Source organism: Mycolicibacterium sp. MU0053, assembly GCF_963378095.1.
GTDB lineage: Bacteria > Actinomycetota > Actinomycetes > Mycobacteriales > Mycobacteriaceae > Mycobacterium > Mycobacterium burgundiense.
In genome coordinates, this window is the sequence record NZ_OY726397.1 from 4,417,581 (window position 1) to 4,444,293 (window position 26,713).

Annotated in this window: 27 protein-coding genes; 12 read left to right on the plus strand and 15 right to left on the minus strand. The window is 64.3% G+C overall.

Translation table 11 applies throughout. From position 1 onward, the window contains the following. Positions 1-25: 25 nt before the first annotated feature. A complete protein-coding gene (locus RCP80_RS21075; protein WP_308479523.1) occupies positions 26-700 on the minus strand; it encodes a hypothetical protein in 675 nt (224 codons plus the stop codon). 388 nt (positions 701-1,088) lie between these two features. Beyond that, positions 1,089-1,358, minus strand: coding sequence for a hypothetical protein (locus RCP80_RS21080; protein ID WP_308479524.1), 270 nt, complete (start codon positions 1,356-1,358; stop codon positions 1,089-1,091). 631 nt (positions 1,359-1,989) lie between these two features. On the opposite strand from RCP80_RS21080, the gene RCP80_RS21085 reads away from it, so the two are divergent. Beyond that, positions 1,990-3,471, plus strand: a complete 1,482-nt coding sequence (locus RCP80_RS21085; RefSeq protein WP_308479525.1) for a hypothetical protein — start codon at positions 1,990-1,992, stop codon at positions 3,469-3,471. A gap of 68 nt (positions 3,472-3,539) precedes the next feature. On the opposite strand, the gene RCP80_RS21090 is transcribed toward RCP80_RS21085, so the two are convergent. The 4 genes from RCP80_RS21090 to RCP80_RS21105 all read right to left on the minus strand — a co-directional run bounded on the left by RCP80_RS21090 (position 3,540) and on the right by RCP80_RS21105 (position 8,271). After that, positions 3,540-4,211 carry a VldE C-terminal domain-containing protein gene (locus tag RCP80_RS21090; protein WP_308479526.1) on the minus strand — a complete coding sequence of 224 codons (672 nt, stop codon included), beginning with the start codon at positions 4,209-4,211 and terminating at the stop codon, positions 3,540-3,542. 382 nt (positions 4,212-4,593) lie between these two features. Next, positions 4,594-4,986, minus strand: a complete 393-nt coding sequence (locus tag RCP80_RS21095) for an Rv0313 family protein (protein WP_308479527.1) — start codon at positions 4,984-4,986, stop codon at positions 4,594-4,596. 80 nt (positions 4,987-5,066) lie between these two features. Beyond that, positions 5,067-6,854 (minus strand): Hsp70 family protein, encoded by a 1,788-nt coding sequence (locus tag RCP80_RS21100; RefSeq protein WP_308479528.1) that lies wholly within the window; start codon positions 6,852-6,854, stop codon positions 5,067-5,069. A gap of 184 nt (positions 6,855-7,038) precedes the next feature. Further along, a complete protein-coding gene (locus RCP80_RS21105) occupies positions 7,039-8,271 on the minus strand; it encodes a hypothetical protein (RefSeq protein WP_308479529.1) in 1,233 nt (410 codons plus the stop codon). 38 nt (positions 8,272-8,309) lie between these two features. On the opposite strand from RCP80_RS21105, the gene RCP80_RS21110 reads away from it, so the two are divergent. From RCP80_RS21110 to RCP80_RS21125, 4 genes are all read left to right on the plus strand, one after another. Beyond that, a complete protein-coding gene (locus RCP80_RS21110; RefSeq protein ID WP_308479530.1) occupies positions 8,310-8,954 on the plus strand; it encodes a TetR/AcrR family transcriptional regulator in 645 nt (214 codons plus the stop codon). A gap of 29 nt (positions 8,955-8,983) precedes the next feature. Next, positions 8,984-9,355 carry a hypothetical protein gene (locus RCP80_RS21115; RefSeq protein WP_308479531.1) on the plus strand — a complete coding sequence of 124 codons (372 nt, stop codon included), beginning with the start codon at positions 8,984-8,986 and terminating at the stop codon, positions 9,353-9,355. A 33-nt stretch (positions 9,356-9,388) separates the two neighbouring features. Then, entirely contained in the window at positions 9,389-9,844 is a 456-nt protein-coding gene (locus tag RCP80_RS21120) for a nuclear transport factor 2 family protein (protein ID WP_308479532.1), read from the plus strand. Between the two features lie 273 nt (positions 9,845-10,117). Next, entirely contained in the window at positions 10,118-10,342 is a 225-nt protein-coding gene (locus RCP80_RS21125; RefSeq protein WP_308479533.1) for a hypothetical protein, read from the plus strand. A gap of 127 nt (positions 10,343-10,469) precedes the next feature. On the opposite strand, the gene RCP80_RS21130 is transcribed toward RCP80_RS21125, so the two are convergent. The 7 genes from RCP80_RS21130 to RCP80_RS21160 all read right to left on the minus strand — a co-directional run bounded on the left by RCP80_RS21130 (position 10,470) and on the right by RCP80_RS21160 (position 17,775). Continuing rightward, positions 10,470-10,739, minus strand: a complete 270-nt coding sequence (locus tag RCP80_RS21130; protein ID WP_308482966.1) for a hypothetical protein — start codon at positions 10,737-10,739, stop codon at positions 10,470-10,472. Between the two features lie 295 nt (positions 10,740-11,034). Then, entirely contained in the window at positions 11,035-11,598 is a 564-nt protein-coding gene (locus tag RCP80_RS21135) for a hypothetical protein (RefSeq protein WP_308479534.1), read from the minus strand. A 29-nt stretch (positions 11,599-11,627) separates the two neighbouring features. Beyond that, on the minus strand, positions 11,628-14,204 hold the full coding sequence (locus RCP80_RS21140) for a glycohydrolase toxin TNT-related protein (protein ID WP_308479535.1): 2,577 nt from the start codon (positions 14,202-14,204) through the stop codon (positions 11,628-11,630). A 39-nt stretch (positions 14,205-14,243) separates the two neighbouring features. Beyond that, the gene (locus RCP80_RS21145; protein ID WP_308479536.1) at positions 14,244-14,534 is read right to left on the minus strand and encodes a WXG100 family type VII secretion target; all 291 of its coding nucleotides are present in this window, start codon (positions 14,532-14,534) and stop codon (positions 14,244-14,246) included. Next, complete coding sequence (locus RCP80_RS21150) at positions 14,527-14,841, minus strand: WXG100 family type VII secretion target (RefSeq protein WP_308479537.1); 315 nt, start codon at positions 14,839-14,841, stop codon at positions 14,527-14,529. The genes RCP80_RS21145 and RCP80_RS21150 overlap by 8 nt, the downstream gene beginning before the upstream one ends. A gap of 1,953 nt (positions 14,842-16,794) precedes the next feature. Further along, entirely contained in the window at positions 16,795-17,454 is a 660-nt protein-coding gene (locus tag RCP80_RS21155; protein WP_308479538.1) for a L,D-transpeptidase family protein, read from the minus strand. 174 nt (positions 17,455-17,628) lie between these two features. After that, on the minus strand, positions 17,629-17,775 hold the full coding sequence (locus RCP80_RS21160) for a hypothetical protein (protein WP_308479539.1): 147 nt from the start codon (positions 17,773-17,775) through the stop codon (positions 17,629-17,631). 19 nt (positions 17,776-17,794) lie between these two features. Between RCP80_RS21160 and RCP80_RS21165 the strand changes: the two genes are divergently transcribed. Then, complete coding sequence (locus RCP80_RS21165) at positions 17,795-18,181, plus strand: hypothetical protein (RefSeq protein WP_308479540.1); 387 nt, start codon at positions 17,795-17,797, stop codon at positions 18,179-18,181. A 395-nt stretch (positions 18,182-18,576) separates the two neighbouring features. Next, positions 18,577-19,041, plus strand: a complete 465-nt coding sequence (locus RCP80_RS21170) for a hypothetical protein (RefSeq protein ID WP_308479541.1) — start codon at positions 18,577-18,579, stop codon at positions 19,039-19,041. Here RCP80_RS21170 and RCP80_RS21175 read toward each other — a convergent pair. Beyond that, positions 19,003-20,322, minus strand: a complete 1,320-nt coding sequence (locus RCP80_RS21175) for an IS256 family transposase (RefSeq protein ID WP_064961518.1) — start codon at positions 20,320-20,322, stop codon at positions 19,003-19,005. The genes RCP80_RS21170 and RCP80_RS21175 overlap by 39 nt on opposite strands. A 268-nt stretch (positions 20,323-20,590) precedes the next feature. Between RCP80_RS21175 and RCP80_RS21180 the strand changes: the two genes are divergently transcribed. The 5 genes from RCP80_RS21180 (at position 20,591) to RCP80_RS21200 (ending at position 26,101) form a co-directional block, all read left to right on the plus strand. Continuing rightward, on the plus strand, positions 20,591-20,809 hold the full coding sequence (locus RCP80_RS21180; protein ID WP_308479542.1) for a DUF5631 domain-containing protein: 219 nt from the start codon (positions 20,591-20,593) through the stop codon (positions 20,807-20,809). A 131-nt stretch (positions 20,810-20,940) separates the two neighbouring features. Further along, on the plus strand, positions 20,941-21,486 hold the full coding sequence (locus RCP80_RS21185; protein ID WP_308479543.1) for a hypothetical protein: 546 nt from the start codon (positions 20,941-20,943) through the stop codon (positions 21,484-21,486). Positions 21,487-22,352: 866 nt separating this feature from the next. Beyond that, positions 22,353-23,654 carry a DUF5631 domain-containing protein gene (locus RCP80_RS21190; RefSeq protein ID WP_308479544.1) on the plus strand — a complete coding sequence of 434 codons (1,302 nt, stop codon included), beginning with the start codon at positions 22,353-22,355 and terminating at the stop codon, positions 23,652-23,654. Further along, positions 23,651-24,589, plus strand: a complete 939-nt coding sequence (locus tag RCP80_RS21195) for a hypothetical protein (RefSeq protein ID WP_308479545.1) — start codon at positions 23,651-23,653, stop codon at positions 24,587-24,589. Before RCP80_RS21190 ends, RCP80_RS21195 begins: the two co-directional genes overlap by 4 nt. Positions 24,590-24,613: 24 nt before the next feature. Beyond that, complete coding sequence (locus RCP80_RS21200; protein WP_308479546.1) at positions 24,614-26,101, plus strand: bifunctional phosphatase PAP2/diacylglycerol kinase family protein; 1,488 nt, start codon at positions 24,614-24,616, stop codon at positions 26,099-26,101. Here the strand turns inward: RCP80_RS21200 and RCP80_RS21205 are convergent. Further along, on the minus strand, positions 26,055-26,681 hold the full coding sequence (locus RCP80_RS21205; protein ID WP_308479547.1) for a phosphatase PAP2 family protein: 627 nt from the start codon (positions 26,679-26,681) through the stop codon (positions 26,055-26,057). The two genes, RCP80_RS21200 and RCP80_RS21205, sit on opposite strands and share 47 nt — an antisense overlap. Positions 26,682-26,713 lie beyond the last annotated feature (32 nt).

The window sequence follows — 26,713 nt, forward strand, 5'->3', positions numbered from 1 at the left end:
CAACACCGGCATCGGTGAAGTCTGGTCAGTAGAAGACAGAGGTGTTCGTGCTGGTTCCGTTATCGCACGTGATCGTGCCGGTGCGATTCTTGAGCAGCCGAATGGCCGGTACAAACAGGTCGAACGAGCCGTTGGCCGGCAAACCGAAGGTGCTCTCGAAACCCTCAGAGGAGTAGGTGCATTGCGATGCGACTGCACTGCGATCCGTGACGTGGAAGGTGACACCGGTGAGGCCCGCCTTCGGTGTCACGGTCGGGCCCTGTTTGGGCAGATTGGCAGGTGCGGCCGCCCCGACGTCGCTGACGACGGCTGTCCCGCCCCAGCGCTCCATGGCTCCGCCGCCCGGACACTTGGCGTTCTGAAAGTTCAGCGAGTGGACACCCGGGCTCAGTTGCGTGACCGCTCCCAAGGTGACTGGCGTCTTGCCGTCGAAGTCGACGTCCACGGTGTAGCCGGGGCACTGCGAGTCGGCATCTTTCACGAGGTTGACAACCACGCTCGGTGTCGTGTTTTCGACGCGAAGGCCCACAAAGCCGTTGGGCTCACCGCAGTACTTCGGACAGCTCCCACCGAGGTGCATGTTGAGGATCTGTCCCTCGGCTCGAGCGGGAGCGGGGGCGGTGGTAGTGGCGATACCCGCCAGCGCGGCAGCAACCGTTGCGCTGCCGGCGATGAAAGTCGCTAATCGTGTGGTGAACATTTGGGTTCCCTTCAGGAGCGAAGCGGTGTCGCATCGAACCCGATCGCCGCGTCGGAAGCAATATGATTGCTGAGCTGGACGTTTTCCGGCATAAGTGCACGCTAGTCCGGTATCACGCGGTTTGGCGAAATTTACTGGAATTACGCAGAAATTTGGCTAGCTCCTCAAACGAAGTCACCCAGTCGTACATCAGCGACTGGGGCAGAAGATGATCGCGGCGGGTAGGAAGCCGAGCACCGCACGGCACGCTTACAGGCAATCGAGACGGTGTCATCGACATCGCCAGCAGGTCGGCGAGAAAACTTCGCCGAGTCGCTCGATTGGCTAGCGGATCGGGCGAGCACTAGCGACCCACTCGGCGCAACGGATTGACTTCAGGCTTTTCGGGTCAAATGCCGGTGCACAGCGCCACGAACGGGATGGGCGCGCAGATTCCTACCGAGAAGCCCGGCGTCAGATCGCCGTTCCACGCCGGCGGCGGGGGCGGCGGCGGTGGCGGCAGGGGCGCGGCCACGCACGTGTTGGTGGGCGGATCGAACAACGTGCCGGCACCACACTCAGCAGCGCCGGCCGTCGCGGGCGCTCCGAGGGCGATAAATGCCAGCGGCAGCGACGCCGCCGCGCCGCCGATGGCAAGACGACGAATCATGTTCATCATCGCAGGCCTCCTGAGGTCCCCCGACCCTGCTTGAACCCTGAATTTACGCCGCTCCTGGGCACCGTTTCAACAAATTGACGAGCCCGTCGGGCACCCGGAGGCTGGCCCGAAAACCGCCCAACCCGAGCGAGTGACGAGAATCACAGCTCGGGCGCGGCGGCCGCCGCGAGAGCACCCGCCTGGGCCCCGAATGCAAATCGGCATTCAACTGAGTTGTCAACGAGATAAAACCCGTGGGCGAGGGTTCTGGGCGGTCGCCGGGGTGAAATTTTCTGCACTGGAAAACAAATTGGCCAGGTTTAGCTTAGTTAGGTAAGCCAACCCTAAACCCCAGGCCAGGGCACCGCCGCGCCGACCGGCGCATTTGCTTCACATTACAAAGAGTGATGCCGGAATTGAGCCCTACCAATTCCGGGCCTGCATAACGCGCGTTTCTTCCCGAACCAATTCGAAACAGCGCGGGGCCCAGCTAAGCGAATGCCACTGGGCCTGCTATCAGGTTTCTCCAGGCAAACCCCGGCTGGGCGGCCATCGTCGCAGCTAGGACGTAGGCATTGTTCCTCAGGGTTCTCTCAGTTACCGTCGCGCTGCCGGATAAGGCAACCCTCAGTTAATTAGACTAGGAGACCAAGTGCAGCAAGCTCCAAGCATCGAATTGGGCCAGGAGGACGCTCCGTCGCCGTCGCGCGTCGGAAAGTTCCTGGCCGCCGGTGTAGCCGTCGTCGGGGCCACCGCCATCGCGGTGACCCCAGTGAGCCCGGTCCTCGAAGACGTCACCGTCTCGAACCGTTCCTTCTCTCTCACGGCGAGCGCCAACCCGACGTACTCGAGCCCCACTGCGGCGGTGTACCAGAACCTGTTCGCCCAGGCGTCCGCCAACCTGAGCGGCCTCGGCGACACCCTGTTCAGCGATCCGTTCCCGATCCTGAGCCAGGTAGGCGAAAACCAGCTGGCCAACGCGGACAAGATCATCGGTGGCTTCACCGCGATTCCGGACTCGTTCAACTCGTACTGGAACGGCAACAACGGGAAGAAGCTGTTCGACGAGGCGCTGGTGCACCTGCAGAACGGTGAGTACGCGGATGCCTGGGACCGCATCAACCGGTCCTTCGTCTACTCCCTGAACGTCCTGTCGCCGGTATACGCCGCGATCTGGTCGCAGGCTCCCAGCGCCCGGAATCCCGAGGGCAACATGGGCATTCCGGAGCAGATGGCCACCAACCTGCTGCAGGTTGTCCAGGCCGTGTTCGACCGGGCCTCGATCGTCAACGGCAGCACCCAGGCGCTGTTGGGGCCCTTCCTGGGGCTGAACTTCGAGATCGCGCTGCTGGCCGACGCGGTCACCAATGCCATCGAGGAGGGCGACGCCGAGGGTGTATTCACCGCGTTGGTCAACGCACCCGGCGTGTTCGCCAACACTTTCCTGAACGGCTACGTCAACCCGGAGTGCGAGGGTGCGGCGTGCGAGGACCAGTTCCCGGGTCTGATCAACGCGACCGGCCCCATCGTCAATCTGTTCTCGGGCATCCCGAAGGCCATCGCTGAGGCGCTGAAGCCGGACCCGGTGCCGGGTGCTCCGTTCGTCCCGACCCCGCCGGCTGCAACCCCGCAGATCGCGGCCATCGACTCGATCATCGCGGCCCGCAACACCGTGACGCTGGAGATCGAGCCGGCTTCCGAGAAGTCGGAAGACGAGCAGTCGACCGATGTGGTCACCGAGCCCGTCGCCGATGAGGTGCCGGTCGTCGAGACCACGCCGAGCGAGACCGCGCCGGTCGAGACCACTCCGGTGGAGACCGCGCCGGTCGTCGAGGCTGACCCGGTGATCGACGAGTCCGAAGCCCTCCTCGAAGAGGCCGGCACCGGCACCACGGCTCCGGCGGCCAAGCGGCCCGTCAGTGCTGCGGTGAAGAAGACGCAGGCGGCGCTGAAGCAGGTCCGGTCCGACATCCGGGATTCGGTCAGCAAGGTGCTCAAGCCACGCAACAAGAAGGACAGCTCCTCGGAGTCGTCCAAGGACAGCACCGACAGCGGTGCCGACAAGGACACCGCCAAGTCCGATAAGGGCAGCGACAAGTCCGACAACGGCAGCAGCAAGTCCGGCGACGAGTAGTCCCGACACCCCGTAACGGCGACGGCCCCCTCGAGAACGAGGGGGCCGTCGTTTTGCGTGTGGGGCCGCTAGCGGAGGTAGATCTCGGAGCCGCTGGGGAAGCCACCACCCTTGGTGGTGATGTGAACGTGGTCGTAATGCCCGTAGCCGCCCGCGCGCGCGCCACCCGGGGTGAAGTAGACACCGCGCCAGATGGCGTCCTGCAGGTCGAACTGCTCGGCGTTCTTGAGCGCGAAGGCGACAATCTCGTTGCCCAGCGCGATGCCCTCGGCGCTCGAGTGGTTGGGAATCATCACGTCGATCGCCAGACCGTTGGGATGCCAGCGCAGCGCGTCCGAGCGGACCCCGCCGATGTCGGAGATCTCGGGGAAGGCCGCGCTGACGGCCCGCGCGGCCAGAATCGTCTTGATCTGCAGTCCGGTTTCCCGCGCGACGCCGGCCGGCAGCACGCGTCGCACGCTGCGATCCGCCGCCTGCAAGTGGGCGGCCGTGACGACCTCGAGGGCGGGCACGTCCTCGATGGCCGCGGACTTGTGCACCGTGCCCGGTCCCACCTGGCCGGCCGCAATGATCTCCATGCAGCACTGCGCGGCCTCCGGGGCCACGGGCTGCGCAATACCCTGGGCGAGCGGGGTCGCGCCGCTACCAGCCGCCAACAGCGCAGCGGCTGGGGCAATCATCATCGCCAGTGCGACGGGCGAGCGCCGCCGTCGTTTCCTGGCCAATACATGCCGACCCACGACAAGCACCATAACGGCTTGGTAACGGTTGTCCAGCTACCGATCAAGATCAGCCCTTCGAACTCTCTTACCTATCGCGGCCCAGACCCATCTCTCGCCGGCGCCTCGCCGAGCGTCGGTCGACGCGGAACCGGACCGCGCGACGACGGCACGTCCCTTCGCATGAAATCCCTCTGAACTGGGCGTTTCCGCCCGCCGTCGGACGTTGGGCGCGCCCAGGTCCGGCTGCGGAGGCCAGCCCCGAGGCGACGGGCGAGCGGGCGTGGGCGCGCTCCCCTCGGCCACGCCTGCGATACGAGAAATCTCACAATTGGCTTAGCAAACTGCGCGCTATTTATCGTCGTACCTGATTCCTGCAATGGCGCTGATCGCTGACCGCGCACTACGCCTCGGACTCGGTGTCCAGTCCGTCGTCGGATTCGTCGAGTGCGGTCACGGCGATGCCGTACGGCAGGAACCGCACCTTGCGCTTGGGGTCGGTGTTGTACTTGTTGGCCCGCAGCGCGTCGAGTTCGGTGGCATAGACCTGTTCCACCGTGGCGGCGCCGTCGTCACCGACGATGAAAATCGCCCAGACGCCCTCGCCGGTGTCGCCGGTGGTCTCGGGTTGCGGCTTGGACCGACGGCCGAACTCGTCGAACAGCACACCCCAGCCCGCGCGTTCACCGCTTGTTTCGAAGACCTTGCCGAACGCGTCGCGCAGACCCTCGCCCGCTTCCCGGACCATCCGGTCGAAATCGTCCGGGTCGAAGCCAAACGGCCCGTAGTTGCTCATCGCAGCCTCCATGACGGCAAGTCCCGCACCAACTGCGGTTCCACCAGTGTGCGGGAAATCCGCGCACCGTGCCATAACCCCTACTGCTGCGGCTGCCCCGGGACCGGAATCGGGATCGGCGGCAACCCCGGGATGTTCAGGTGCGTCGTCGTCATCGGGGGCGGCGTCGTGGTGGTCGTCGTCGGCACCGTGGTCGTGGTGGTTGTCGTCGGCGGCGTCGTGGTCGTCGTCGTCGTGGTGGTGGTTGTGGTCGTGGTCGTGGTGGTGGTCGTCGTCGGCGGTGGGGTCGTGGTGGTCGTGGTGACCGGCGTGGGCGGCGGGGGCGGCGGCGGCGGCGGCGGCGCCACCGGCGCGGGGGGCGGTGGCTCCTGGGTGATGGTGACGACGGGCGGGGGTGGCGGGGGCTCCGGCGGTTGCGGCGGTGGTGGTTCCACGGTGTCGGAGATCACCGGGATGGTGATGCTGGGACTCGGGCTGGGTTCGGTGCTGCTCGACTGGGTCGTCAGCGTGTAGGCGACGCCGCCGAACGCCACCAGTGCGATCAGCGCCGCGCCACCGATCGCGAATTGCGGCACCCGGTACCAGGGCCGCGGGCCGGCGTCGATCTCTCCGGTCGACGGGGTGTACTCGATCTGCGGCCGGGCCCCGCTCTCCTCGATCGCGTACGGGTTGGGCCCGGTATAGGGCACCGGTTCGGCGCTGACGTCGTCGTCCTGCGACCAGGCCAACGCCCGGAATGTCGAGGACTGCGACGGGTCGGGCGCGGCCGCGCCGAGTCCGGCGCCCAGCAGGCCGGCCGTGGCGGCATCGCCGATCGCGGTGCCGATTCCGGTGGGGGCCTCGGCGTCGGGGCGCGCGGCCGTCAGTGCCGCACCGATGGCCGCGTCCAGGTCCGGACGCGGCGTGGTGACCACCGCGGCCCGGCTCAGTTCCGAAAGTTGTTGGGTGACATAGGGAATGCTGGCTCCGCCACCGACGGTCGCGACGGCGGAGATGTGGGACCACACCAGCCGATGCCGGTCCAGCTGTTCTTCGAGCGCGGCCAGCACGCCGCGAACCGGCTCGGCGATGACGCTTTCCAGCTCGGCGCGGGTGAGCCTGATCTCCGATTGTGACCCGGGCAGTTCGACGGCCAGCGTGGTCACGGTCTCGGCCGAGAGCCGCTCCTTGGCTCGCCGGCACTCCTCGCGCAACCGCACCAGCGATCCGACCGCGGCGGTGGCCGACGGGTCGGCCTGACCGCTGCTGGAGATCCCGGCCAGCACCGTCGTCAGCAAAGCCTGATCGATCTGGTCGCCGGAGAATTCGGGGTAACGCAGGGTTTCGCCGATGGGTTGGAATCCGCCCTCGGCGTCGGCCAGCGTGATGCTGGTGCCGCTGGCGCCGAAGTCCAGCAATGCGACGATGCCGTTGCCGGCCAGGCCGGGATTGGTTTGCAGCGCCGTCAACGCGGTGGTGGCATCGGGTATCAGCCGGGGCGCGACACCGTTCGGCGACAGCACGGGGTGGGTGCGCAGGGCGGCACCGAATGCCCGCACGGTGCCGGAGGGCCAGTGCGCCGGGACCGCGATGACGAGATCGCTGGTCGGGGCGCCGATCATGCCTGCCATGGCCTCGATCAGCAACCGGTCGGCGTCGTGACTGGAGCCGTCCGGGGCCACCAGCGGGACCGGGTCGCCGACACGTTCGACGAATCCGCGAATTACCTGACCCGGCTCGTTCAGATTCGGATTCTCCGACGGCAGACCCACTTCCGGCGCGCGGTGGGGGTACAGCGTCAGTACGGCGCGGCGCGTGGCCGGTGGGGCTCCCACCCGCGCCACGACCAGGTTGGTCGTCCCAATTGACAACCCTGAGGGGTCAGTCACTACCTCTACCTTGCGTCCGTCAGGGGCTGCGGCCAGTGCTCCACCCTAGACCCCGGGCGCACCGAGTCGGCCTAGCGACTCGGTCACCGAAGCAATGAATGCGCCATCCGCGTAATCCACGCAACGGTAGCGCCGCCATGGCGGCAAACCCCGGCCGGGGCCGCGCGTCTCGCGATACGGCGGCTCAGACGACGGTGAGCGGTAGCGACTTTCGGTCCTCGAAGACGAAGGTCGAGCCGCCGCTGATCTTGGCGACCTCCACCTCGGAGGACACCTTGTGCGCGGTGTCTCCCATCGCGAATTCGAGCGTCCAGTCGGTGTCGGTGCCCGTGACGTGGACGTCGATGAACGGGTCGACGGCGGTGGCGATCGCCTGCAGCGGCCGGGTCTCCCCCGGCGTGCACAGCGAGATCCAGGTGCCGTCGTCGTGGGCGACGCTGCGGTGCACGTGCATACGTCCGCCGTCGAATTCGGCGTCGACGTAGCCGTTCGGGTTGACCAACGGATGCAGTTCGAGCACCCGCAGCGCACCGTCGATGCCGTCGGGCAGCTTGAGCGCCTTATGGATTCGCTCGGCGGCCAGCCCGGCCAACCCGATGAGCTGCTTGGTGCAGATGTCGCGGGCCTGCGACTCGTCGGTGGCCCGGGTCTTGACCGCGAGTACGAACGACAGGTTCAACAGCTGCATCTGCAGGCAGACCTCGTCGGCCATCCGCACCAGCGCGGACTTCGAGTACACGCTGAAGTCGAAGTCGCTCACCAGCGGTCCGGAGTAGTCGGACTGGCCGTCATCACCCGGGTCGATGGGCGTCAATTCCCAACTGGCGGCGTGGGTTTTCTCGATCACCGCCAACGGCGGCAGGCCCGAGACCACGGGGTGTGATTCATCGATGATCACCGTCCAGGCGCAGTGCGGTTTGCGATCGGAGGGGATGCGGGGCGGACGGTGGATGGGCCGGATCTGGGTGCGCGGATTCGTCGCCACCGCGGTGGCGTCGAAGGTCGGATCCTCGATGTCGTGGCACATGCCGCGGACGTACTCGTCGCCCATCGGCTCGACGTCCATCAGCGCACCGCAGTGGTCGAGGTAGAACTCGCCGTGGTAGCGGTCGTGCAGGATGTAGCGGAAGTCCATGAACTGCGGCGGCGCGCCGATGTCCAGCTGCATGCCCTTGAAGATGGTGGGGACATCGTCGCCCTCGAAGTTCAACGCGCGCTGCATGCGCTTGGTGTAGATCGGGCTGGCGCCGGCCCACTCCTCGATGGCGATCTGCAGCATTTCTTCGCGGCCGAAATTGCTGATGCACCAAGCCATCCCAGAGCGGTCGATCATCTGGCCGATGAGCAGCAGTTCGGGCAACAACGTGGCGAGCTCGGCACGCGATAACGACTCAAAGCGACTGGGGGCTGCGGTCACGCTTCCAACATAGAGTCAACAATGTTATAAAGTCAACAATGACATCTGCAGCCCGCACCTCGCCGACCCGGCGGACCACCGCGCCCCGCAAGCGCGGCGATGAAACCCGGGCCAAGATCATCGACGAGACCGCGCGCTGCGTGGTCGAGGAGGGATTCACCGCAGCCACCGCCAAACACGTCGCCGAACGCGCCGGCGTGACCTGGGGCGTCATCCAGTATCACTTCGGTGATCGCAATGGACTGCTCATGGCCGTGGTCGACGACGGCGTCGCCAAGCTGATCGAAAGCCTGTCGACCGCCGACGTCAGCGGGTTGCCGTTGGCCGAGCGCATCGAAACCGTCGTCGACATCGCGTGGCAGTGCTACCGCAGCCCCACCTCCATGGCCGCGTTCGAGATCCTGCAGGCCACCCGCGGGCGCCTCGGCGACTCGTCGCGTCGGCACCTGCTGGAGATGAACGACGCAATCAGCGCATTGGGTCGGCTGATCTCCGAGAATCCCGCCGATCATCTGGTCTCAGAAGTCATCTGGTCTGCGCTGCGCGGCATGGTACTCGCCGACATGATCGTGGGGCGGCCCGTCGATTGGCAGCGTGAACGCGCCACGCTGGTCGACATGGTCACGCAGTACCTTGGGCAGAAGCACCTCGGCGATGACGCCGACAGCGGACATCTCGATTAAGGCGGTTGGTAGTGGCAGGTTATGACGACGTGGATCGGTACGTAGGGCCACTGCTTTCCCAACTCGGCTTCGAACCCGACGGCGTCGACGAAGCAATTCAGTACGGTGAGCGACCCGCCTGGGCCGTCTATTACCGCGGCGAGGACTGCAAGTTTCAGGTGTGCTGGTCCGCCAGCGAGGGCGGCGTCGACTTCATGCTGAGTCCGTTGGACGCGCCGAATGAGTTTGGGCTGGTGAACAAGTCGGGGCAGTGGCACTACGTGCTGGCCCTCAGCGGAACCAACGACGGCGAGATGACGCCGAGCCTGGATGCGACGGCCGGCACCTGGTGGGCCTGGCGCGAGGCGCTCCTGGAAACCCACCTCGGCACGGCTCGAACCGCACTGTTGGCAAATACGTGATGGCGCTCCCGCACGTTGTGCTGCAATGGTGCCATGAGCGATCTCGCGGACATCAAGGCAGTCAAGTATCGATACCTACGGGCACTGGACACCAAGAAGTGGGACGAGTTCGCGACCACCTTGACCGAGGACATCGCCGGCGACTACGGCTCGTCGCTGGGTGAGAAGCACCAATTCACCGACCGCGACTCGCTGGTGGGGTTCATGCGGAACTCGCTGCCGACCAACGTGATCAGCGAGCACCGCGTCACGCACCCCGAGATCACCATCGACGGGGACGAGGCGTCCGGGATCTGGTACCTGCAAGACCGCGTGATTGTCGCCGACTTCGATTTCATGTTGATCGGTGCGGCGTTCTACCACGACCGCTACCGCCGTACCCCCGACGGTTGGAAGATCTGCGCCACCGGATACGAGCGGACCTACGAGGCGACGATGTCGCTCAAGGGGCTGGATTTCAAGCTCACGCCTGGTGCGGCGCTGGATTAGCGATGGTCGCGAGCCCCGGCATTGACCTCAAGTTTGCGCCGGCCGTGGCCGTGGTCGGCGGGGGTCTGGGAGCCGTGCTGGTCGCAGTCTCGCAGTACGGCTGGTTGTGGATATGGCCCTTCGCCATTGGGTTCGCCGCCGCGGGTCGGGTGGCATCACCTACTGGTGGCGGCGGAAACAGTCACCGCCTTGGTGGGCCGCGGCAATCGCGACCAGCCTGATAGTGGTCAGCGTGGCGGCCGTGATCCTCGGAGCAAGCGCTGGGGACCTACTGTGAAAACCCGCCATCGAGATTGGGCCTGGCAGGCGGCGGGGCTCCTGGTCGGGATCGGCCCGGCGATTATGTTCGCCTACGGACTGCTTGTCGGAATCGCCTTCTTCGTGTTGCTCACCTCGGCCGGGATGCTGTGGGAGCGGACGCGGTCGTTCTTCTACGGCGCGATGTGTTCCCTGCTGGCACTGCCCGGACTTGCGGTTGGAGTGTTGGTGATTGGGTGAGTGTTGGCCGGTGAAGCACAAGTCGCGTTGGCGATTCTTCGCATCGCCCCTGGCGGGCCACAAAGCAGTTCAACGCACTCCCCCGCGGCGGATCCGAAGTATCCGGGAGTTGCTGGTGCGCAATGCCTTACATAGGAATGCCGCGGTTGCTCCCCGGCGCATAGATCAGCAGGTCATCGCATTCACGTCGCCGGCACCTCTCGGCGAACGCTACCGCCGCGGATACATCCTCGAGGTACCGCCGGTACCGCTCTTCCGAAAGCAAGTACAGCTCGTCGTAATCCACGAGTCCGTTGGTTACCGGTATGGCAAGGTAGTAACCATCGGTCTTCCGATCGATCCCGAGGACGTACCGGTGTTCAGCCGAGAAATAGACCTTCTCGAACCGATTTTTCAATGTTCTCCTCGGGTCAGAAGCTGCGCTTCCACGGATGGCGAGATCTAGCTCAGGATACGATCGCGGCATTATATTCCAGTATGGGATTACGCCAGGAAAGCCAACAGCATACCGCGAAGAATCTTTGTCCAAATCGATTATTTTTAAGTGTTCTCTAACAAACCCTTTGTCGAGTGGAAAGCGTTGACCTACGTGCGCCAAATCCGCTTCGTGCGGTAAGACCTCAATTAATTGAGAGTCTAGCCCTAATGATCGGCGGTGCAGAACTAGCTGCACTTCATCGCTGCGACAGCAGCTAGATATGACGTGTTACAGACTCTGGCATTCCGGCGAGAAGAACGGCATCAAGGTCGTCGTAACTTAGCACTAACAGGTGATTCTCGGGTTTTATCCCGCCGGCGTACGCATCCAAATAGATTGCAGGGTTATTTTTTAGTGCGTACCGCGCTAGACCGTCCGTCAAATCGCGCTTTTCCACACCAGGATTCAGTCCCGCCGTTCGCCATGCCCGAGTAACGGGCGGTAATCCACAGTGCATGCGGATTCCTTCCGCGTTGTTCCACAGAATGAACTTCCCTGCGTCCTCGAAGCGGGAGAAGTGAGCCTCTAATCGCACTGCAGGGTCTACGCGACGCTCAGTTGTAGCCGAATAAACGTCAAACCCGGTACCGCGGGGTGCAATTGTGCGTCCGGTCCAACCTTCATTTGGGTATCCGTAGCGAAAGTTCAGCCGGTCACCTTCCCGTGCGGGCTCGTCTGGGACGATGTAACCGGCATAGGCGGCTATCTGCCTCCACTTTTCATAGCGGCGAGCTAGCTCGGTGAAGCCATCGCCAATACCTCTACCTGTTGAAGTCACGCTGCTGCCTCCCTGTATGAATATGAGCTCTATCGGGTTGGGATCTCGTCGACGACGCCGCTTCTTACCAGTACTTCGACGGGCACTTCGAACATGGTGTCCTTATAGACCGCTACCCACTGGATGGCTCCGCCAGGTTGCCCAAACGCGCCTACCGCTGGTCCATAACGGATCTCCGCGTTCAGGTCAGGGGGTATGGGCTGGCCCGTTCCGACATACCGGTGGTAATCACTCGCGACTCCTGGTGGCATGCCACGGGTACTCAGTGGCGCACCTTCGTCTGCCATGAAGGCGCCTTTCTCAAAGCCTAGTCGGTCAAGTGAGTGACCTTGGGGGACGTGATCCGTGACCATCGGGGGTCCGGCAAATCCCTGGTTGGGCGCTTGAGTGGTCCAGTCCCATCGGCGGGTGCCGTCCTCCTTGAGGACCGTGAACTCACGTTCGAACTGGTCGACGGTCCTTCCCGCCAACGGGTCATAGCCGTCCGTCACATTTGAAGGAACGCCGCCATCGTTGAGTCGGGCAATTTCGTCGGCAGGACTGGATACGTGTGCGAATGCTTCCGACGGGGCGAAGCCGTAGTCGCGCCCTGGCGCTGGTGAAGAGTTTCGAATGTCTTCTAAATCACGGCCCAGGCCAGGCCCGCCCGATCCCGATTCACCGTGGTCGCGACTGCCCGAGCGGTCTGGACCGCGGTCGCCGTCCCCTGATCCAGATAAGCCGCTATCCGGCAAAGTAGGACTAGCTCCACCCCCGCTAGGCACCTCACTGCCAGCAGGCGCCGCCCCACCTGATGGAATATGCTGCTGCCCACCGACAGAAGAGTCCGCGTTGTGGGATCCCGCGGAACCCGCATCGACGGCGGGCCCTCCCGGGGCCGCACCCTTCTGTGTCGGCCCCGATTCAGGAACTGGCGATACAGACACCTCCCCGCGAGGCGCTGGCGCGGCAGCCTCGGTCCGCGCTCCCCCTTCGGGCCCGCCACTCGGCGGCACATCCACCTGCGCCGCCGTGGCCACCCCCGGCGCAGGAGTCGCAGGGGACGTCGGGGCTCCACCCCGTGCCACCGGCGGCGTTGATGGCTCGGAAAGCTGCGGTCCCGGTACCGGTTTCCCAGACGCGGGTGGCAGCTCTACAGGCGTTCCCCCGAGATCGTCCAAGCGGTCTGAGATGTTCTCGGCGGAGCGCCGAATATCTCCTAATTCGGCTGTATTTCTTGAGATTTCAGGAAGACCTTCGACAGGACCCTCTCCGTGGCGACCCGCACGTCCGGCTTGAGCCACGTCGTCGCCGACCTTGGCCACGCTGCCCGCTTTGGTGGCGGCTCCGCCCGGAACTAGAGCGGTGGCAGCATCAAAGCCCAACGCACCGACACCCAGAAACGGTCGATCGGAGGTGAAGATGTCGTCGGCATGCACGATCCCCTTGAGCGTTTCCCAGCTGCCTTGAGGATCCATCGCGATGGTCGGAAGGGCCGTGGCGGGATTGAACAACATCGCCGCCTCGGCCATCCCGTTCAGAGACTCTAAGGCGCCTTTCGGGTCCGCGGGATCGAACGCCAGTAACCCCTCCACCAAATTCAATGGGCCCATCGCGGACAATCCCAGTTGGTAGTCGGTCCGTGCGTCCAACATGTTGGCGATGTGGTTACCGGCGGTGGATCCAAGATGTTCGACGAGTTCTTTGCGGGCAGCTACCTGCAGCTCACGGCTGGTGGACTTGATGCCTTCCTTCAGGCGTGCGACGAGCTCTTTTCGCGCATCAGCCTGACGTTTGTGGTTGTTGATGACGACCTTGATGTCGGCGGCAACCTCGCGGATCTTGTCGTCGGCGTCGCCGGTTACCAGCTCGAAAACCGTTCCGAGGATGCCCTTGTCAACCACCGAACCCACGACCGACTTGAGCGTGTCGAGGAGTCGGCGAACCGCGTTCTGCGTCGTTTGTACGTCATCGGCGAACCCGTCGAGCTCATCTGCCAAGGATTGGCTATGCCCAGCCAGAGTTGACATGGCCGACCCGATGTCGGCTACCGCCCCGCGCATTGCTTCTCGTTCAGGGACCTGTTGCGCACCAATTGTGTTGGTAGGCCCAGAGACGCTAGTTGCGAGCCCTGATAACGGCTCGGCCAACTGCCGCCAAGCCCCTGCGGCTGCGCGCAGTTCGGCGGGTTTGCCGTTCGGCCACACGTTTCCCACGACGGCTTGCACCAGGTACCAAAGCACCGGCGGTGATGTACCGGGTCCGTTAACGTCCGGATCACCGCCGGGAGTCGGATATTCCGTTGGCGCTGCGGGAGCTGGCAACGGCGAAGCCCGGCGACCAATATCGGCCGCGACTTCGGCCATCGAGTAGTTGGCGGCTGTTACTTGCACCAGGTAGCCGGTCGTGCGCAGCGCATTGACCCCCGCCGCCACAGCCGTCACTATCTCCAAACCCGACTCCTGATATGCGTACCCAAACGCCGCACCCGCAGAATCCTGACCCGTGTCAGCGTTGTATGCGGCAGTCAGCGTGGACAGCGCAGCCACTAATCCGTCGCCGGTGGATGCCACCGCCGCTCCAGCTCCAGACAGCGACGCGGGATCGACCACCAGCGGTTCAGTCACGCCGGCCGGTCCCGGTCAGGATACGGGCCAACCATGGTTTCAGGCCCAGATCTTCCCGTTCGACTCGATCGCAGCGGAATACGCCTCGTGCGCATGACGACCGGCCCGTTGCAATTGGTCCAATGCCTGACTCATCATCTCGGCCCCGGACCGCCACTGCTCGTGCGCTTCTGTGTGAGTGCGGCTCGCTGCACCGTCCCAATTCCGATGCAGATTGCTGACGACTGTTTCGACTTCGCCGAGCATGGATTCGACGACGCGCTGGTAGTCCGCCATCCGTTCGACGACGGCCATCATTCTGTCCAGGTCGACCCCGAACGGTTCAGCCACCGTGCACTCCGTTGAGTGCTTGTGCCGAAGCGTCCTCGTTGGATTCGAACATCAACCCGCCCGCATCGAGCCATCCAGCGATTCTTGTCAACGCCGCCTGCACCTGCGTCGCACCGGAATGCCATTGCTGCCACGCTGGCCGGTACGAGCCGCCCGCCACGCCGGTCCAGGTAGCCAACATCTCGAGCACCTCGGCGTCGAGCTTCTTCAGTCCCTCCTGCAGATGCTGTGCACCAGCAGCCAACGACTCAGCGGCTGCCCGCAACGCCTCTGTGTCGACATCGATCACCTCGTCGGGATTCGTCATCGAGACCACCCGGAGCTCGTCTGGTAACCGGTCTCACGTCGCACCGTGTAAAGCTAACCAGCAAACCTGATGTCCACAATTCACCGAGGCAGAGACAGTCAGTGACAGCCGATAGGTAGCCATCGCAACGAATGATGACCCCGTCACTGCAATGCAACGTACGAGTGACTAGCCACGCGCTGCAGTTTGCTGTTAGACATTTGCGCATGGATGTGGGGGACGGACCGGGTGGCGAACTTCGCGCGGTTATCGAGCACCTGACGCAGTCCGGGTTGGCGGTCACCAAGCACGGCGAGGAGTTGGCGACTGCGCACACGGTTGCGGACGCTCGGGTGGAATCCGCGTCCGGTGGGTGGCCCGGATTGTCGTCTGCCGCGCCGGCGACCCGTTCAGAAGCCTGGGTCACCAGCACGAACGCGCTACTGACGCGGCTGGGCGCACATGCTGACGCACTGCATCGCTGTGCCCAGACTTTCTCCGAGATGGAACACGGGCACACGGCCGCAATAGAAGCCGTCCATCCCGGCGGTCATGCCGCAAGCCCGCCCGGTGTCGATCCCCGAAACATGTGACTTGACGTTAGATATCGCCGACGTCGAGCGACGGGAGGCTGGCGACGTGCGCGAGTTGTTCTATACGGCCAGCAACCGTGCCAGGCGCCGCCGGCACCTACCGGCGAACGCTATCGCCGCGATGGATCGTCGAGGTGGACCGAGAGTTGAGCGGCGGGCGGTCATCGAGCGCCTAACGCAGTTGGGATTGGCATCACCAGGCACGGCGAAGAGTTGGCGGCGCGCCGCCCAGCGCCTGCGGTTGCTCGGGCGCTTCCGGCGGAAGGCAGGGGTGTCGTCGGCAGTAATAGAAGCGTCCCCTCGGGCCGCACCGCCAGCAGGCCGGTGTCAATCCGCGTGACGATCCAGCGCATACGCGCCCATCGAGCGTTAGCCGAGATCCGCTTAATCTTGCCGGTCGACCCAAGCCTAGGCAAGCTGAAATGCAGGCTATCAACGAGGCCTAGACGCCATGCAGTACGTCCGTGCCGGAACCGGGAACGCCCACGCAATTCCGTCTTTGCACAATGCCGGATCGGCTGTCCCATCCACCCTTCGCAGCACCTGCACCGACTCTGACGGTTCATCGCAATACGCCAGCAACATCTCCCTCACGCTGCCTTCCGACCGGTAGCACTCCCCCTCAAATAGATTCGGAACGAAACACCGAATCCCAGAGTTGGCTATCATTCGGGAGTACGACGTGTCCTTCCCCTTCCCGTCCGGACATGTGTCGTCGGGTAAGCCCTCGTAGGCCAACTCGTAGCGTGCACGCTTAGCTGAACAGTCCACACCGGTCGCGGCTCTGTTGGCCGGCTGGAAGTCGCTGTCGAGAATGCACTCGCCGACCCTTAACGGCGTTGCCCGCGGCATGCGATCTGAATCACCAAGGCGTGCAGTCCAAGAGCTCAGGGCCAAGAGGAGTCCGAGGCCGCACACGACTGCGCCGATCGCCGCCCACGCAGTCCCCGTTGAGCGATGGTTGCGACGCTGACGCAACCCAAATAGCAGCAACCCCAGACCCACCACCGGAATTGCGAAGGCACCGAGCACGCTACCGGCTAAGTAGGCCAAATTTCCGGAATCAAGCACCACACCCCCCTCGATTCGGACAACCCTAGCAAACCCTCAACGGGCTGCCGCAGCTTCCCGACGCCCGCCCACGGGCCGGCCGACGTACCCTCCGCCTTTCGAGACAGACACCTCCGCGCGCACCTGGTTGGCTGGCAGTGAGCCCGGGCGCTCCACGGCATCCCATGGGGCCGCACACCAGGTTTTGGCAGCTTGTGCCGGAGACACGTCGCCTCATTTAGCCTTCCCAGCATTATTCGGGCAGTGGACGACATCAGGGACTGCCCCGAGTTTGGTTGACTCGGGGCAGTCCCTCAGACGTTGAAAGCCCTTACTGCTTGGCGACCGCAATCACCGCACCAGGCCGCAGCCACCGCATGATCTGAACCAACGTGCCGTCGTCGATGCCAACACAACCCGCCGTGGGCCCGCCGTCGGTGGTGTGAACGAAGAACGCACCACCCTTGCCCGGGATCCGCTCCTTGTTCACACCCATCACGACCGCGTGCTTGTACTGCGGGATGTGCAGGTTCTCCGTGCCGCTACTCAGGTTGGTACTGAACGAACACTGCGCCTTCTTGCAGATCTGCATCGTGTTGTAGGTGGGGCTCTTCATATCCCCATCCCACCAGTGATCCGGTGTCACCTGAACGTATTGAAGGCCGCCACCTGGGTTCGGTTCGGTGCCGAACGCGAAGTCGAGGCTGTAGACACCCATCGGCGTCATCATCGAACCGTCGAAGTGATCCTTCGACATCCCTTTGGAGCCGATCTTCGCCGGGATGCCGGCGGATACCGGCTGCCAGCCGGCGGGGGTGCGCTGCCAGACGTCCACCTTCGCGTCCGATCCTCCCACCCCGGTTACTGCCAGCACCTGGGTGGCGGTGCCGACACTCTTGGCGAACCATGGGGTGAAATCCGCGCTGCTTGCCGGCGCGGTGAGTAGCGCCAGGCAGGCAGCCGTAGTCAGCACACTCAGCAGTCGGCGCACACGGACCATCGTTGCCGCGCCACGTCACCGTTGAGAAACGGATTCGCGTCCAGTGCGTACCGGGTGGTTAGCGCTTCCTAATGAGCCACGGCTTATCGGGAATCGGGTCCCTCGCTGCTCAACGGCCTGCAAGTTCGAATCACTGAATAGCCAGCGCCAGAATCGGCGTTACGATCACGGAATGTCGAACCCGCCGTATGGAGGCATGCCGCCCGCCGCAGCACCCTGGCCGCCGCAGGGTCCGCCACCGGGCCGGGGACCCTCGAGGCTCCCGCTGATCCTGACGGCAGCGGTCGCGGTGATCGCGATAGTGGTGGCCATCGCGTCGTGGTTTCGGCCTATGCCCGAACCCGAGGCGCAGGTCGCGGAACCGCAGTTCAGTGAGCAGGAGATTGCGGACGCGAAGGACGCCATGTGTGAAGCGTGGGATAAAACATATAGAGCTATACGTGCCACCGGTGAGCAATCCGATGCCGATCCTAGTCACGCCTATTTTGTTGCAGTCAACACCAGGCTTGCTTTTCATGCCTCTGCCGACTATCTGACAGACACGCTTAGAGATAATCCCGCAACTCCTCTAGACCTGAGAGAAGACGTAAAGCAACTTGCTTCAGCGTACTACTTCACTGCCATCTCCCAATTGGGAAATGCACACCAATCAGAATTCGAGCTCTCCAATGCTCAAATGGACGCCGCGGACGCGCGCCTCCATTCTGCATGCAACTGATTTGATAGTTTCCCATCCGTTTCGGGTGTACAACAGTCGTCGACTTAGGCGCATGACTCTGCCGCGAGCGTCAGGGGGAGTCCGGATAAAGCCGGGGTCAGCGACGACGGAATGGCGCGTGCAACACGAGTAGCTGGCACATCCACATCAGCAGTAACAGGTCCTGGCCGCACGGATCGCTTCCAGCGGTAGGTCATGCGCCCCGTACTTAAATGCTGAATAGCCACAGTGAGAATCGGCGTTACGCTCATGTCGTCTTTTATCCAACGACTGGGGCCCGCCAGCGATTCCCCCGCCCTGGCCTATCCAGGCCCCCTTAGGACAGCGACAGTCGCGCCTTCTGATGATCATCCCTACGGGTGATTGCGCTTGTGGCTCGGCATAGCGATCGTGGGGTGGCTCCGGCGACCTCCGGGCCTGACGCACCACCGCCGGACGCACAGTTCAGCCAGCAAGAAATCGCGGATGCTGAAGAGGCTATGTGCGATGCCTGGCGTGCAAGCTACGCTGCGATCCGAAACGTCGCCTCTAAGAATAGCCAGGACGACACCTTAACGTACGTGCTGAATTTAGAATCGCAGGTAGTTTTCGACGCTTCGGCAGATTACATTCAATCGCACTTACGGAATCATCCTGCAACGCCCCGTCAGCTAGCAGAAGTTTTAAGCCGACTGTCGCTATCCTACCAAGACATGGTGCTAGCTCGTTTGGCTGACGTTTCGGAATCTGAAGTCGAACCTATAAAGGCAAAGATGAACTCTGCTGAAAGTTCCGTTCGGCAGGAATGCGAGGAATTGTCAATACCTGTGGATCGGCGTGTTTCAGGCGACCTCCGTTCCGGCTTGCTGATCGCCGTCTGAGGGCGGTGTCGGTGGGGTGATTTCGGTGGGGCGTTCGAGCAGTTTGCCCTTGTGGAAGACCGCGCCGGCGCGGACCAGGGCGACCAGGTGTGGTGCGTTGACGGCACGCCAGCGGGCCGCGGCGGCGTCGATGAGCTTGTAGGCCATGGCCAGACCAGCCGCACGTGATCCCGGCCCCTTGGTGACCTTGGTTCTCAAACGTACTGTGGCAAAGGTGCTTTCGATCGGATTTGTCGTGCGTAGGTGGATCCAGTGCTCGGCGGGATAGTGGTAGAACTCCAGTAGGGTGTCCAGATCGTCGGTGATCTTGGCGACCGCCTTGGGGTACTTGGCCCCGAAGTCGACCGTGAAGGCCTTGACCGCGACCTGGGCCTTGTCGATATCCTCGGCGTTGTAGATCTCCTTGAGCGCCGACAACGCCGACGCGTGCGCTGATTTCGGCAGGGCGGCAAGCACATTGGCTTGCTTATGAAACCAGCACCGCTGTTCTTTGGTGGCCGGGAACACCTCGCGTACCGCTTTCCAGAAGCCGAGTGCGCCATCGCCGACGGCGAGCACGGGTGCGGTCATGCCGCGTCGTTTACAGTCGCGCAGCAGATCAGCCCACGACTCGGTCGATTCCCGGTAGCCGTCGGTGATCGCCACGAGCTCTTTGCGGCCGTCCGCGCGCACGCCGAGCATCACCAGCAGACACAGCTTTTCCTGGTCCAGGCGGACCTTGAGGTGGATGCCGTCGACCCACAGGTAGACGTAATCGGTGCCCGACAGGTCCCGGGCGGCAAACGCGCGGGCCTCGTCCTGCCACTGGCTGGTCAGCCGGGTGATCGTGGTGGCCGAGAGCCCGGCACCCGAGCCCAGGAACTGCTCCAGAGCGGGGGTGAAGTCGCTGGTGGACAGCCCGTGCAGGTACAGCAGCGGCAGCACTTCGCTCATCTGCGGTGACTTGCGTGCCCAGGCCGGCAGGATCGCCGAGGAGAACCGTTTCCGTTCACCGGTGTCGGGGTCGACGCGTTTGTCGTTGACTCGCGGTGCTTTCACCTCAACTGCCCCGGCTGCCGTCAGCACCTCGCGGGCCTGGTGATAGCCGTTGCGGACCACCAGCCGATGCCCCTTCTCATCGAGCTGATCGGCGAACTGGGCCACGTAGGCGGCGACCTCAGCCTTCAACGCGGCGGCCAGCATCTGACGGGCGCCGTCGCGGACGATCTCGTCCAACAACGACCGACCAGCACCGCCAGTGCTTTCGTTGGCCTCGATGGCATCGTGAACTACGGTGAGCATGGGCGTACCTTCCCGAACCAGCGCGCCAACGCCGGCTCATGATCGGACCTTCGGATATTCAGATCATCCTCGGGAAGGTGCGCCCACTTTCACGCCCCCTCACCGAGGCTCATCCACAGGTTCTGATCATTGCTCCAGGAATGCGAATGATTCCCACTAACGCCAGTAGTCCATGGGGACGAATGATCATCCGCTCACATGTGCCGAGTAGTTTCTCTGTGACAACGGGCACCGAACTCGGCGACGACAACGACATCGCACCCACCCCATGTCGATAAGGTCCGCGACCTCCGACGTCGACGTCATCAACTGGGACCTCACCCAAGCCACCAACTGGCGCAACGGCCTCCGCCGACTCGCCCACACCCTGGCCGAAGCCGGGGTCGCCGGCACCGGCATCCTCGACACCGAAGCCGGTTCGTGGAACGAACGGGCGCCTATAGCCTCGGCTCGCCTATCCGTCCGCCCATGTTTTCGGGTTCGGTAGCACAGCCTCTTTGCCCATCTGAAGCGGTCTGGAGGAGTGTTATAGCTCCCACGCTCACAGCTACCGGGTGGCCACACACGCATCAGCAACAACTGAATAGCCAGCGCCAGAATCGGCGTTACGATCACGGAATGTCGAACCCGCCGTATGGAGGCATGCCGCCCGCCGCAGCACCCTGGCCGCCGCAGGGGTCGCCACCGGAACACGGACCCTCGAGGCTCCCGCTGATCCTGACTGCCGCGGTCGCGGTGATCGCAATAGTGGTGGCCATCGCGTCGTGGATCAGGCCTATGCCCGAACCCGAAGCGCGGGTATCGGAGCCGCAGTTCAGTGAGCAAGAGATCGCGGATGCGAAGAACGCGGTTTGCGAAACCCATACCAAGGCTTTTAGATCTGTACAAAACGTGGGCATAAAGAATAGCCCGGACACCGCTTTGACATATGTACTAGGACTGGAGTCGCAGTTAGCGTTTCATGCTGCCGCCGACAAATCGTTAAACAATCTCCACGCGCATCCCGCCACGCCCACAGAACTTGCTACAGCCGTCGACCGACTGGCCTCATCGTTCCACGACATTGTATTAGCTCGACTAGCCGATGCGCCCGAAACGGAAATAGACGGCATCACATCAGAGATGGACACGGCGGAGGCGTTAGTTAAACAGGAATGTGAATGATCAGCAGAAGTAGAGGTTCCTTGGGCCAGGCGATAATTGCACCGTATTTGCCGAGTGAGTCATCCATTACTTCGGCGACACACGCGGCCGGCAACCGCGGCAGCATCGAATCCTTATTTCAGGATTACGAAGGTCGACTTAGCGTTACCCGTTCAAACACGTTAACCGACCTAAGCGGCGCGACGGCCGATGCTCTTAGAAACGCCTTCCAGCGCGCCGAAGCAACTGCAAACTCTGTTTCACAAAAAAATGGTGTCAAAAAAGCTGCGCACACTTCAGCCGCCCAGGCCCTAAACGACCTGCGGTCGGAATTGTTGCAGATTGGTGCAGAGGCCGACAAAGAAATTAATAGCATCGTCCAGTCGAAGAGACCGTTACCTCAGAAGATCGCCGAGATTACAGCGGCTTTCGAGAAACATTCAGCATACGCCGCTCACAGGGCGAGTAGTCACGGCAGCACGATTTTCAATGCTATACGGGAGGTACTGACCGCTCAGGGTGACAATCGATCGCCAGAGGAATTTGCTACAGACAATGGGATTGATATCACCCAAGCTGCACCCCACAGCCAGGATCAAGTTCGAGCACTGGTCGAACGTGCCATCAGAAATCCCTCGCCACAGGATCAGGGCTTCACTCGACCTTCCGACCTGAGTGCAAGCGGAATTACCGGTGCCGACCGCACTGCGTCTCTTAGCGACTCTCCAAGTTCGGCCCAAGAAAGCGGATCGCTTCCGGGATCAACAACCCCGCAGGTGATCCCAGACCAAGGGTATTCAGCTGCTTCAGCAAACGTAGCGCCCGGAACTACCCCCACAGCCATTCCCGCCCCGCCAACCCCCACCCCCACCGTCTCCACCCCAGCAATGGTCGACTCCGCCCTCCCCACCTCCGGCGTAAGCGCCCCATCCACGGCCGGAGCCCCGTCGTTCTCCGCCCCCACGACCACGTTGGGTCCGCAGCAATTGGCGGACAGTTTCACCCGTGGCATGGACATGGGGGCGCCGATGTCGCAAGGCACGGGGGCGCTGACCCAGAACGCCATGGATACCGCGTTTCGGCCCTCGACCGGCACCCCGGACTTCAGCATGCCGACGACCACACCAGCCGATTTCTCCGCCTCGACCACCCCCAGTTCGGGTTTCGCCACCGCAGAGGCAGCCCAGCACGCGGCCGGCTCCACCGGGTACGCCCCCACCAGCACCATGGCACCCGCCCCAACCATGTACGCGCCCGTGGCGCCGATGGCCACCATGGCCCCCGCCGCCCCCGTCATGTCCGCGGGCCCGCTGCCGGCCTACGGCGCCGACCTGCGCCCCGCTGTCGCAGCTCCCGTCGTCCCGTCCGCACCCCCCGCCCCCGCAACAGGAGCCCCGGCCTCCGCCCCGACCTCGGCCGCCGGCGCCAGTGCCTTCAACCAGCAAGCCGTGGTGCGCCAAGCTCCCACCGCGGCCCCGGCCGCAACCTCAGTCCCCCTCGGGATGACCGAAACCGCGACCGCCGCAGCTACTTCCGGTGCGGTCACCGGTGCATTGTCAGCCGAAGCCGCCGCCAAGACCCGCCTGCGCAACCTCGTCGAGGCCGTCGCCCGCCAAGAACCAAAACTGCGTTGGGCCATCGGACAACGCGACGACGGCAGCACCGTCCTGGTCACCGACCTCGCCGCCGGCTGGATCCCCCCACACGTCGAAATCCCCACCGGCGTCGAGATTCTCGCCCCCGCACCACGGCGCCACAACCTCGAAACCCTGCTCGCCGACACCACCCTCATCGAAACCTGGAAACCAGGCCAATACCTGCCCGACGACCACGACGTCGCCCCCACCGCCATGTCCATACGGGCCCGCGACCTCCCCGACGTCGACGACATCAACTGGGAACTCACCCAAGCCACCAACTGGCGCGACGGACTCCCCCGCCTCGCCCACACCCTGGCCAAAGCCGGCGTCGCCGGCACCGGCATCCTCGACACCGAAACCGAACTACTGCACCAACACCTAAGTGCCACAGCCGAAACCGTGCTCAAGGCGTACCCCGAGACGGACGCCAATGCCATTGGCAACTGGCAACTCCTGGCCGCCATCGACGCGTTGATCGCGCAACGGCCCACCACCTTGAACTACCACTTCGCCTGGTTCCAGGCGCTGCAGGAAGGGGGCCGCCCGTGACCGACGGCCACAACCAGATCGATTTCGACAGCGACGCCTACTTCGAGGCGTTGGGCGTTGAGCCGCCCCCAGGCATTCCGTCGGACATGATCGGGCCCGCCGCAGTCTGGACCGAGCAACTGCTGGTGGCCCTGCAAACCGCCGCCAACGCCGACGATCCGATGGACATCGCCGCCGGTGAGGCAGCCTATGCCGAACGCCAGGCCCTGGCAGGGGAAGCGCTGACCAAGTTCCCCGAAAACGAGGCGCAGTCCCAGGCCCAGCTCCAAGAGGTCAGCAAGATGGCCGAGCAGATCCCGCAGATGGCCAGCGGGATCGCCGGCGGCATCGCGGGCGCCCTGGGCGGGGCGCTGAAACCGTTGACCGAACTGCCTCAGCAGCTCGCGCAGTCGATGCAGGGCCTCATGCAGCAAGGCATGGGTGCCATGGGCGGCGGCGAGGATCTGGGCGCCGAGGCGTTCGAGGCATCTGCCTTGGGCGACGAGTTCGGCGGCGGCGCAGGCGGACTCGAAGCCGGCGGCGGTGGTGGTGGCGGCGGAGGCTTCGGCGGCACGGTGCCGATGTCGACGCTGGGCCCGGCCGCGACCCCGTCCGGGGCAACGGCACCGACCTCAGGCCGAGCCGCCATGATGGCGGTCACCCCCTCGGTGCCCGCATCTGTCCCGAGCCACATGGGCGGCATGGGCGGCTACCCGATGATGCCGCCGGGCGCGATGGGCGGCGGGGCCGGCGGCGCCAAGGACGACAAGACCGCCACCAAGAAGGTCACCGTTCCCTCGGTGCGAAACGGCGCCCCGGTACAGGGACGGGTCTCGGCGCCACCCACCGGTCCGACGGTGTCCAAGCAGGTGGAAGGCAAGACGGTCGCGACGCGCCGCATCGTGCTGCCGAACGACAAGACCACCACCAAATCCGACGACGATCCCGGTCGCTGAGCAAACTCCATTAGTCTGGGCGAGATGAACCTGCCTTGGCGACGCACTCGCGGACTGCAACGGATCACCCAGGGACTGGGAACCCTGGACCGCGAGGTGTTCGACGCGATCGCCAATTCCCCTACGCCGCTGCTGGACACGGTGATGCCCCCGCTGACCCGCGCGGCCGATCATTCCAAGCTTTGGTTCGCGATCGCGGCCGCGCTGGTCGCCACCGGCCGGCCCACCGCCCAGCGCGGGGCGGCCCGCGGCCTCGCGACCCTGGGCGTCACGAGCCTGCTCACCAATCAGGTGGCGAAGCGGGTCTGGAAGAGGCCTCGTCCCAGCCGCACTTCGGTCCCCCTGCCACGCCAGATCAAGCGCTTCCCCACGTCCAACTCGCTGCCGTCCGGGCATTCCGCCAGCGCTGCCGCTTTCTCGGTGGCCGTCGGCCTAGAGAACCCGCCGCTGGGGTTGGCGCTCGCGCTGCTGGCCGGCCTCGTCGGGCTGTCCCGGGTGGCCACCGGAGCCCACTACCCCGGCGACGTGGCCGCCGGTTTCGGACTCGGTGCCGCGATCGCCGTGATCGGCGGCAAGCTCATCCCGCCGATCGTCGAAGCCCAGTTGCCCAGCACCGAACCCCTCATGGTGGAGACCCCCGAACGTCCCGACGGTGCGGGTGTGATCCTGGTGGTCAACCCGGCCTCGGGCAGTGGCACGGGCGCCGAGGTCATCGATGAGGTGCGGGAAGCGTTGCCGCGCACCGAAATTATCGAACTCGAGGCCGACGACGACCCCGTCGAGGTGCTGAAATCCGCCGCCGAGCGGGCCGAGGTGCTCGCCGTCGCGGGCGGCGACGGCACGGTGGCCACCGCCGCAGGCATCGCGATGGACGCCAAACTGCCGCTGGCGGTGTTCCCGGCCGGAACCTTCAACCACTTCGCCAAGGACATCGGCTGCCCCACCGTGGCCGACACCGTCGAGGCCATCCGCACCGGCACCGTGTCCTGCGTCGATCTGGTGTGCCTCAACGAGGCACACATGGTGATCAACACCGCGAGCATCGGCGCGTACCCGATGTTCGTCCAGACCCGCGAGAAGCTGGAGAAGCGGATGGGCAAGCCGCTCGCCGGGGTCTACGCAATGCTGCATACACTGCGCCACGGCGAACCCGTGCAAATCAGCTACGACAACAAGACCCTGCAGACCTCGCTGTTCTTCCTCGGCAATTCGGTGTATCTGCCGTCGGGGTTCGCACCGTCGCGTCGCACCAGAATGGACGACGGGCTGATCGACGTCCGCATCTTGGAGACCGGCCGGCGGTGGTCGCGCATCCGGATCCTGACCGCGCTGGCCCTCGGGCGTCTCGAACGCAGCCCGCTCTATCACGAGATTCAGGCGCCGGAGTTCAGCTTCTCGGTGGCCGACGGCGCCACGCTGGTGGCGCGCGACGGCGAAGTCGGCGACGCGTTCGACCGCGCCACGTTCACGTCGCTGTATCGAGTGCTGCCGGTTTTTCGTCCCATACCGTGAGCAACGGCAGGCACAGCACGAAGTAGAGGTAACCCAGCGCCCACCCGGCGAGCACATCCGTCGGGTGATGCACGTTGAGGACCACCCGCCCCCATCCGATCGCCACCACCAGCACGGCACCGGCCAGCACCAGCGGTCGCCGCCACCGCAGGGCCACCGCCGGAACCAGCACCGTCAGTAACGCCAGGACGCTGACCAGCACACCCAAGGCGTGCCCGGACGGAAACGACGTCGACCAGGCGTGCACCAGCGCGGTTTCCGGCCGGGGGCGGTCGGCGATGTACTTGGCGCCCTCGGTCAGCACGCCGCTGAGTTCGATACTGACGAACAGAAACAGCGCCGGCCCCCGTCGTCCCCGAAGCAACAGCCACCCGATCAGGAGCAAAGTCAGCGCCCGAAAGACGCCGGGGCTGAACACCGTGCAGAACACGTCCCAGGCCGTCACCCAGGCCGGGTGCGCCACGCCGACGGCGTGCATGGGATCAAGCAGCCACCAGTCGAACGTCGTCAACCACGACCAGTGCTGCGCGTAGCCGATCCACAACACCACATACAGCAGTGCGGCAGCCCCAGCCGTCACTGCGGTCCGCCGGGTCACTCCTCACTCGTACC

Bases quoted from the DNA above. Each gene is read 5' to 3' on its own strand.
- RCP80_RS21160 (WP_308479539.1), bottom strand. From the start codon at position 17,775: ATGGCCACCACTATCGCGATCACCGCGACCGCTGCCGTCAGGATCAGC.
- RCP80_RS21200 (WP_308479546.1), top strand. From the start codon at position 24,614: ATGAACCTGCCTTGGCGACGCACTCGCGGACTGCAACGGATCACCCAG.
- RCP80_RS21180 (WP_308479542.1), top strand. From the start codon at position 20,591: ATGTCGATAAGGTCCGCGACCTCCGACGTCGACGTCATCAACTGGGAC.
- RCP80_RS21095 (WP_308479527.1), bottom strand. From the start codon at position 4,986: ATGAGCAACTACGGGCCGTTTGGCTTCGACCCGGACGATTTCGACCGG.
- RCP80_RS21175 (WP_064961518.1), bottom strand. From the start codon at position 20,322: ATGCTCACCGTAGTTCACGATGCCATCGAGGCCAACGAAAGCACTGGC.
- RCP80_RS21075 (WP_308479523.1), bottom strand. From the start codon at position 700: ATGTTCACCACACGATTAGCGACTTTCATCGCCGGCAGCGCAACGGTT.
- RCP80_RS21190 (WP_308479544.1), top strand. From the start codon at position 22,353: ATGGTCGACTCCGCCCTCCCCACCTCCGGCGTAAGCGCCCCATCCACG.
- RCP80_RS21110 (WP_308479530.1), top strand. From the start codon at position 8,310: ATGACATCTGCAGCCCGCACCTCGCCGACCCGGCGGACCACCGCGCCC.
- RCP80_RS21165 (WP_308479540.1), top strand. From the start codon at position 17,795: ATGCCCGAACCCGAGGCGCAGGTCGCGGAACCGCAGTTCAGTGAGCAG.
- RCP80_RS21120 (WP_308479532.1), top strand. From the start codon at position 9,389: ATGAGCGATCTCGCGGACATCAAGGCAGTCAAGTATCGATACCTACGG.
- RCP80_RS21080 (WP_308479524.1), bottom strand. From the start codon at position 1,358: ATGATGAACATGATTCGTCGTCTTGCCATCGGCGGCGCGGCGGCGTCG.
- RCP80_RS21185 (WP_308479543.1), top strand. From the start codon at position 20,941: ATGTCGAACCCGCCGTATGGAGGCATGCCGCCCGCCGCAGCACCCTGG.
- RCP80_RS21150 (WP_308479537.1), bottom strand. From the start codon at position 14,841: ATGACGAATCCCGACGAGGTGATCGATGTCGACACAGAGGCGTTGCGG.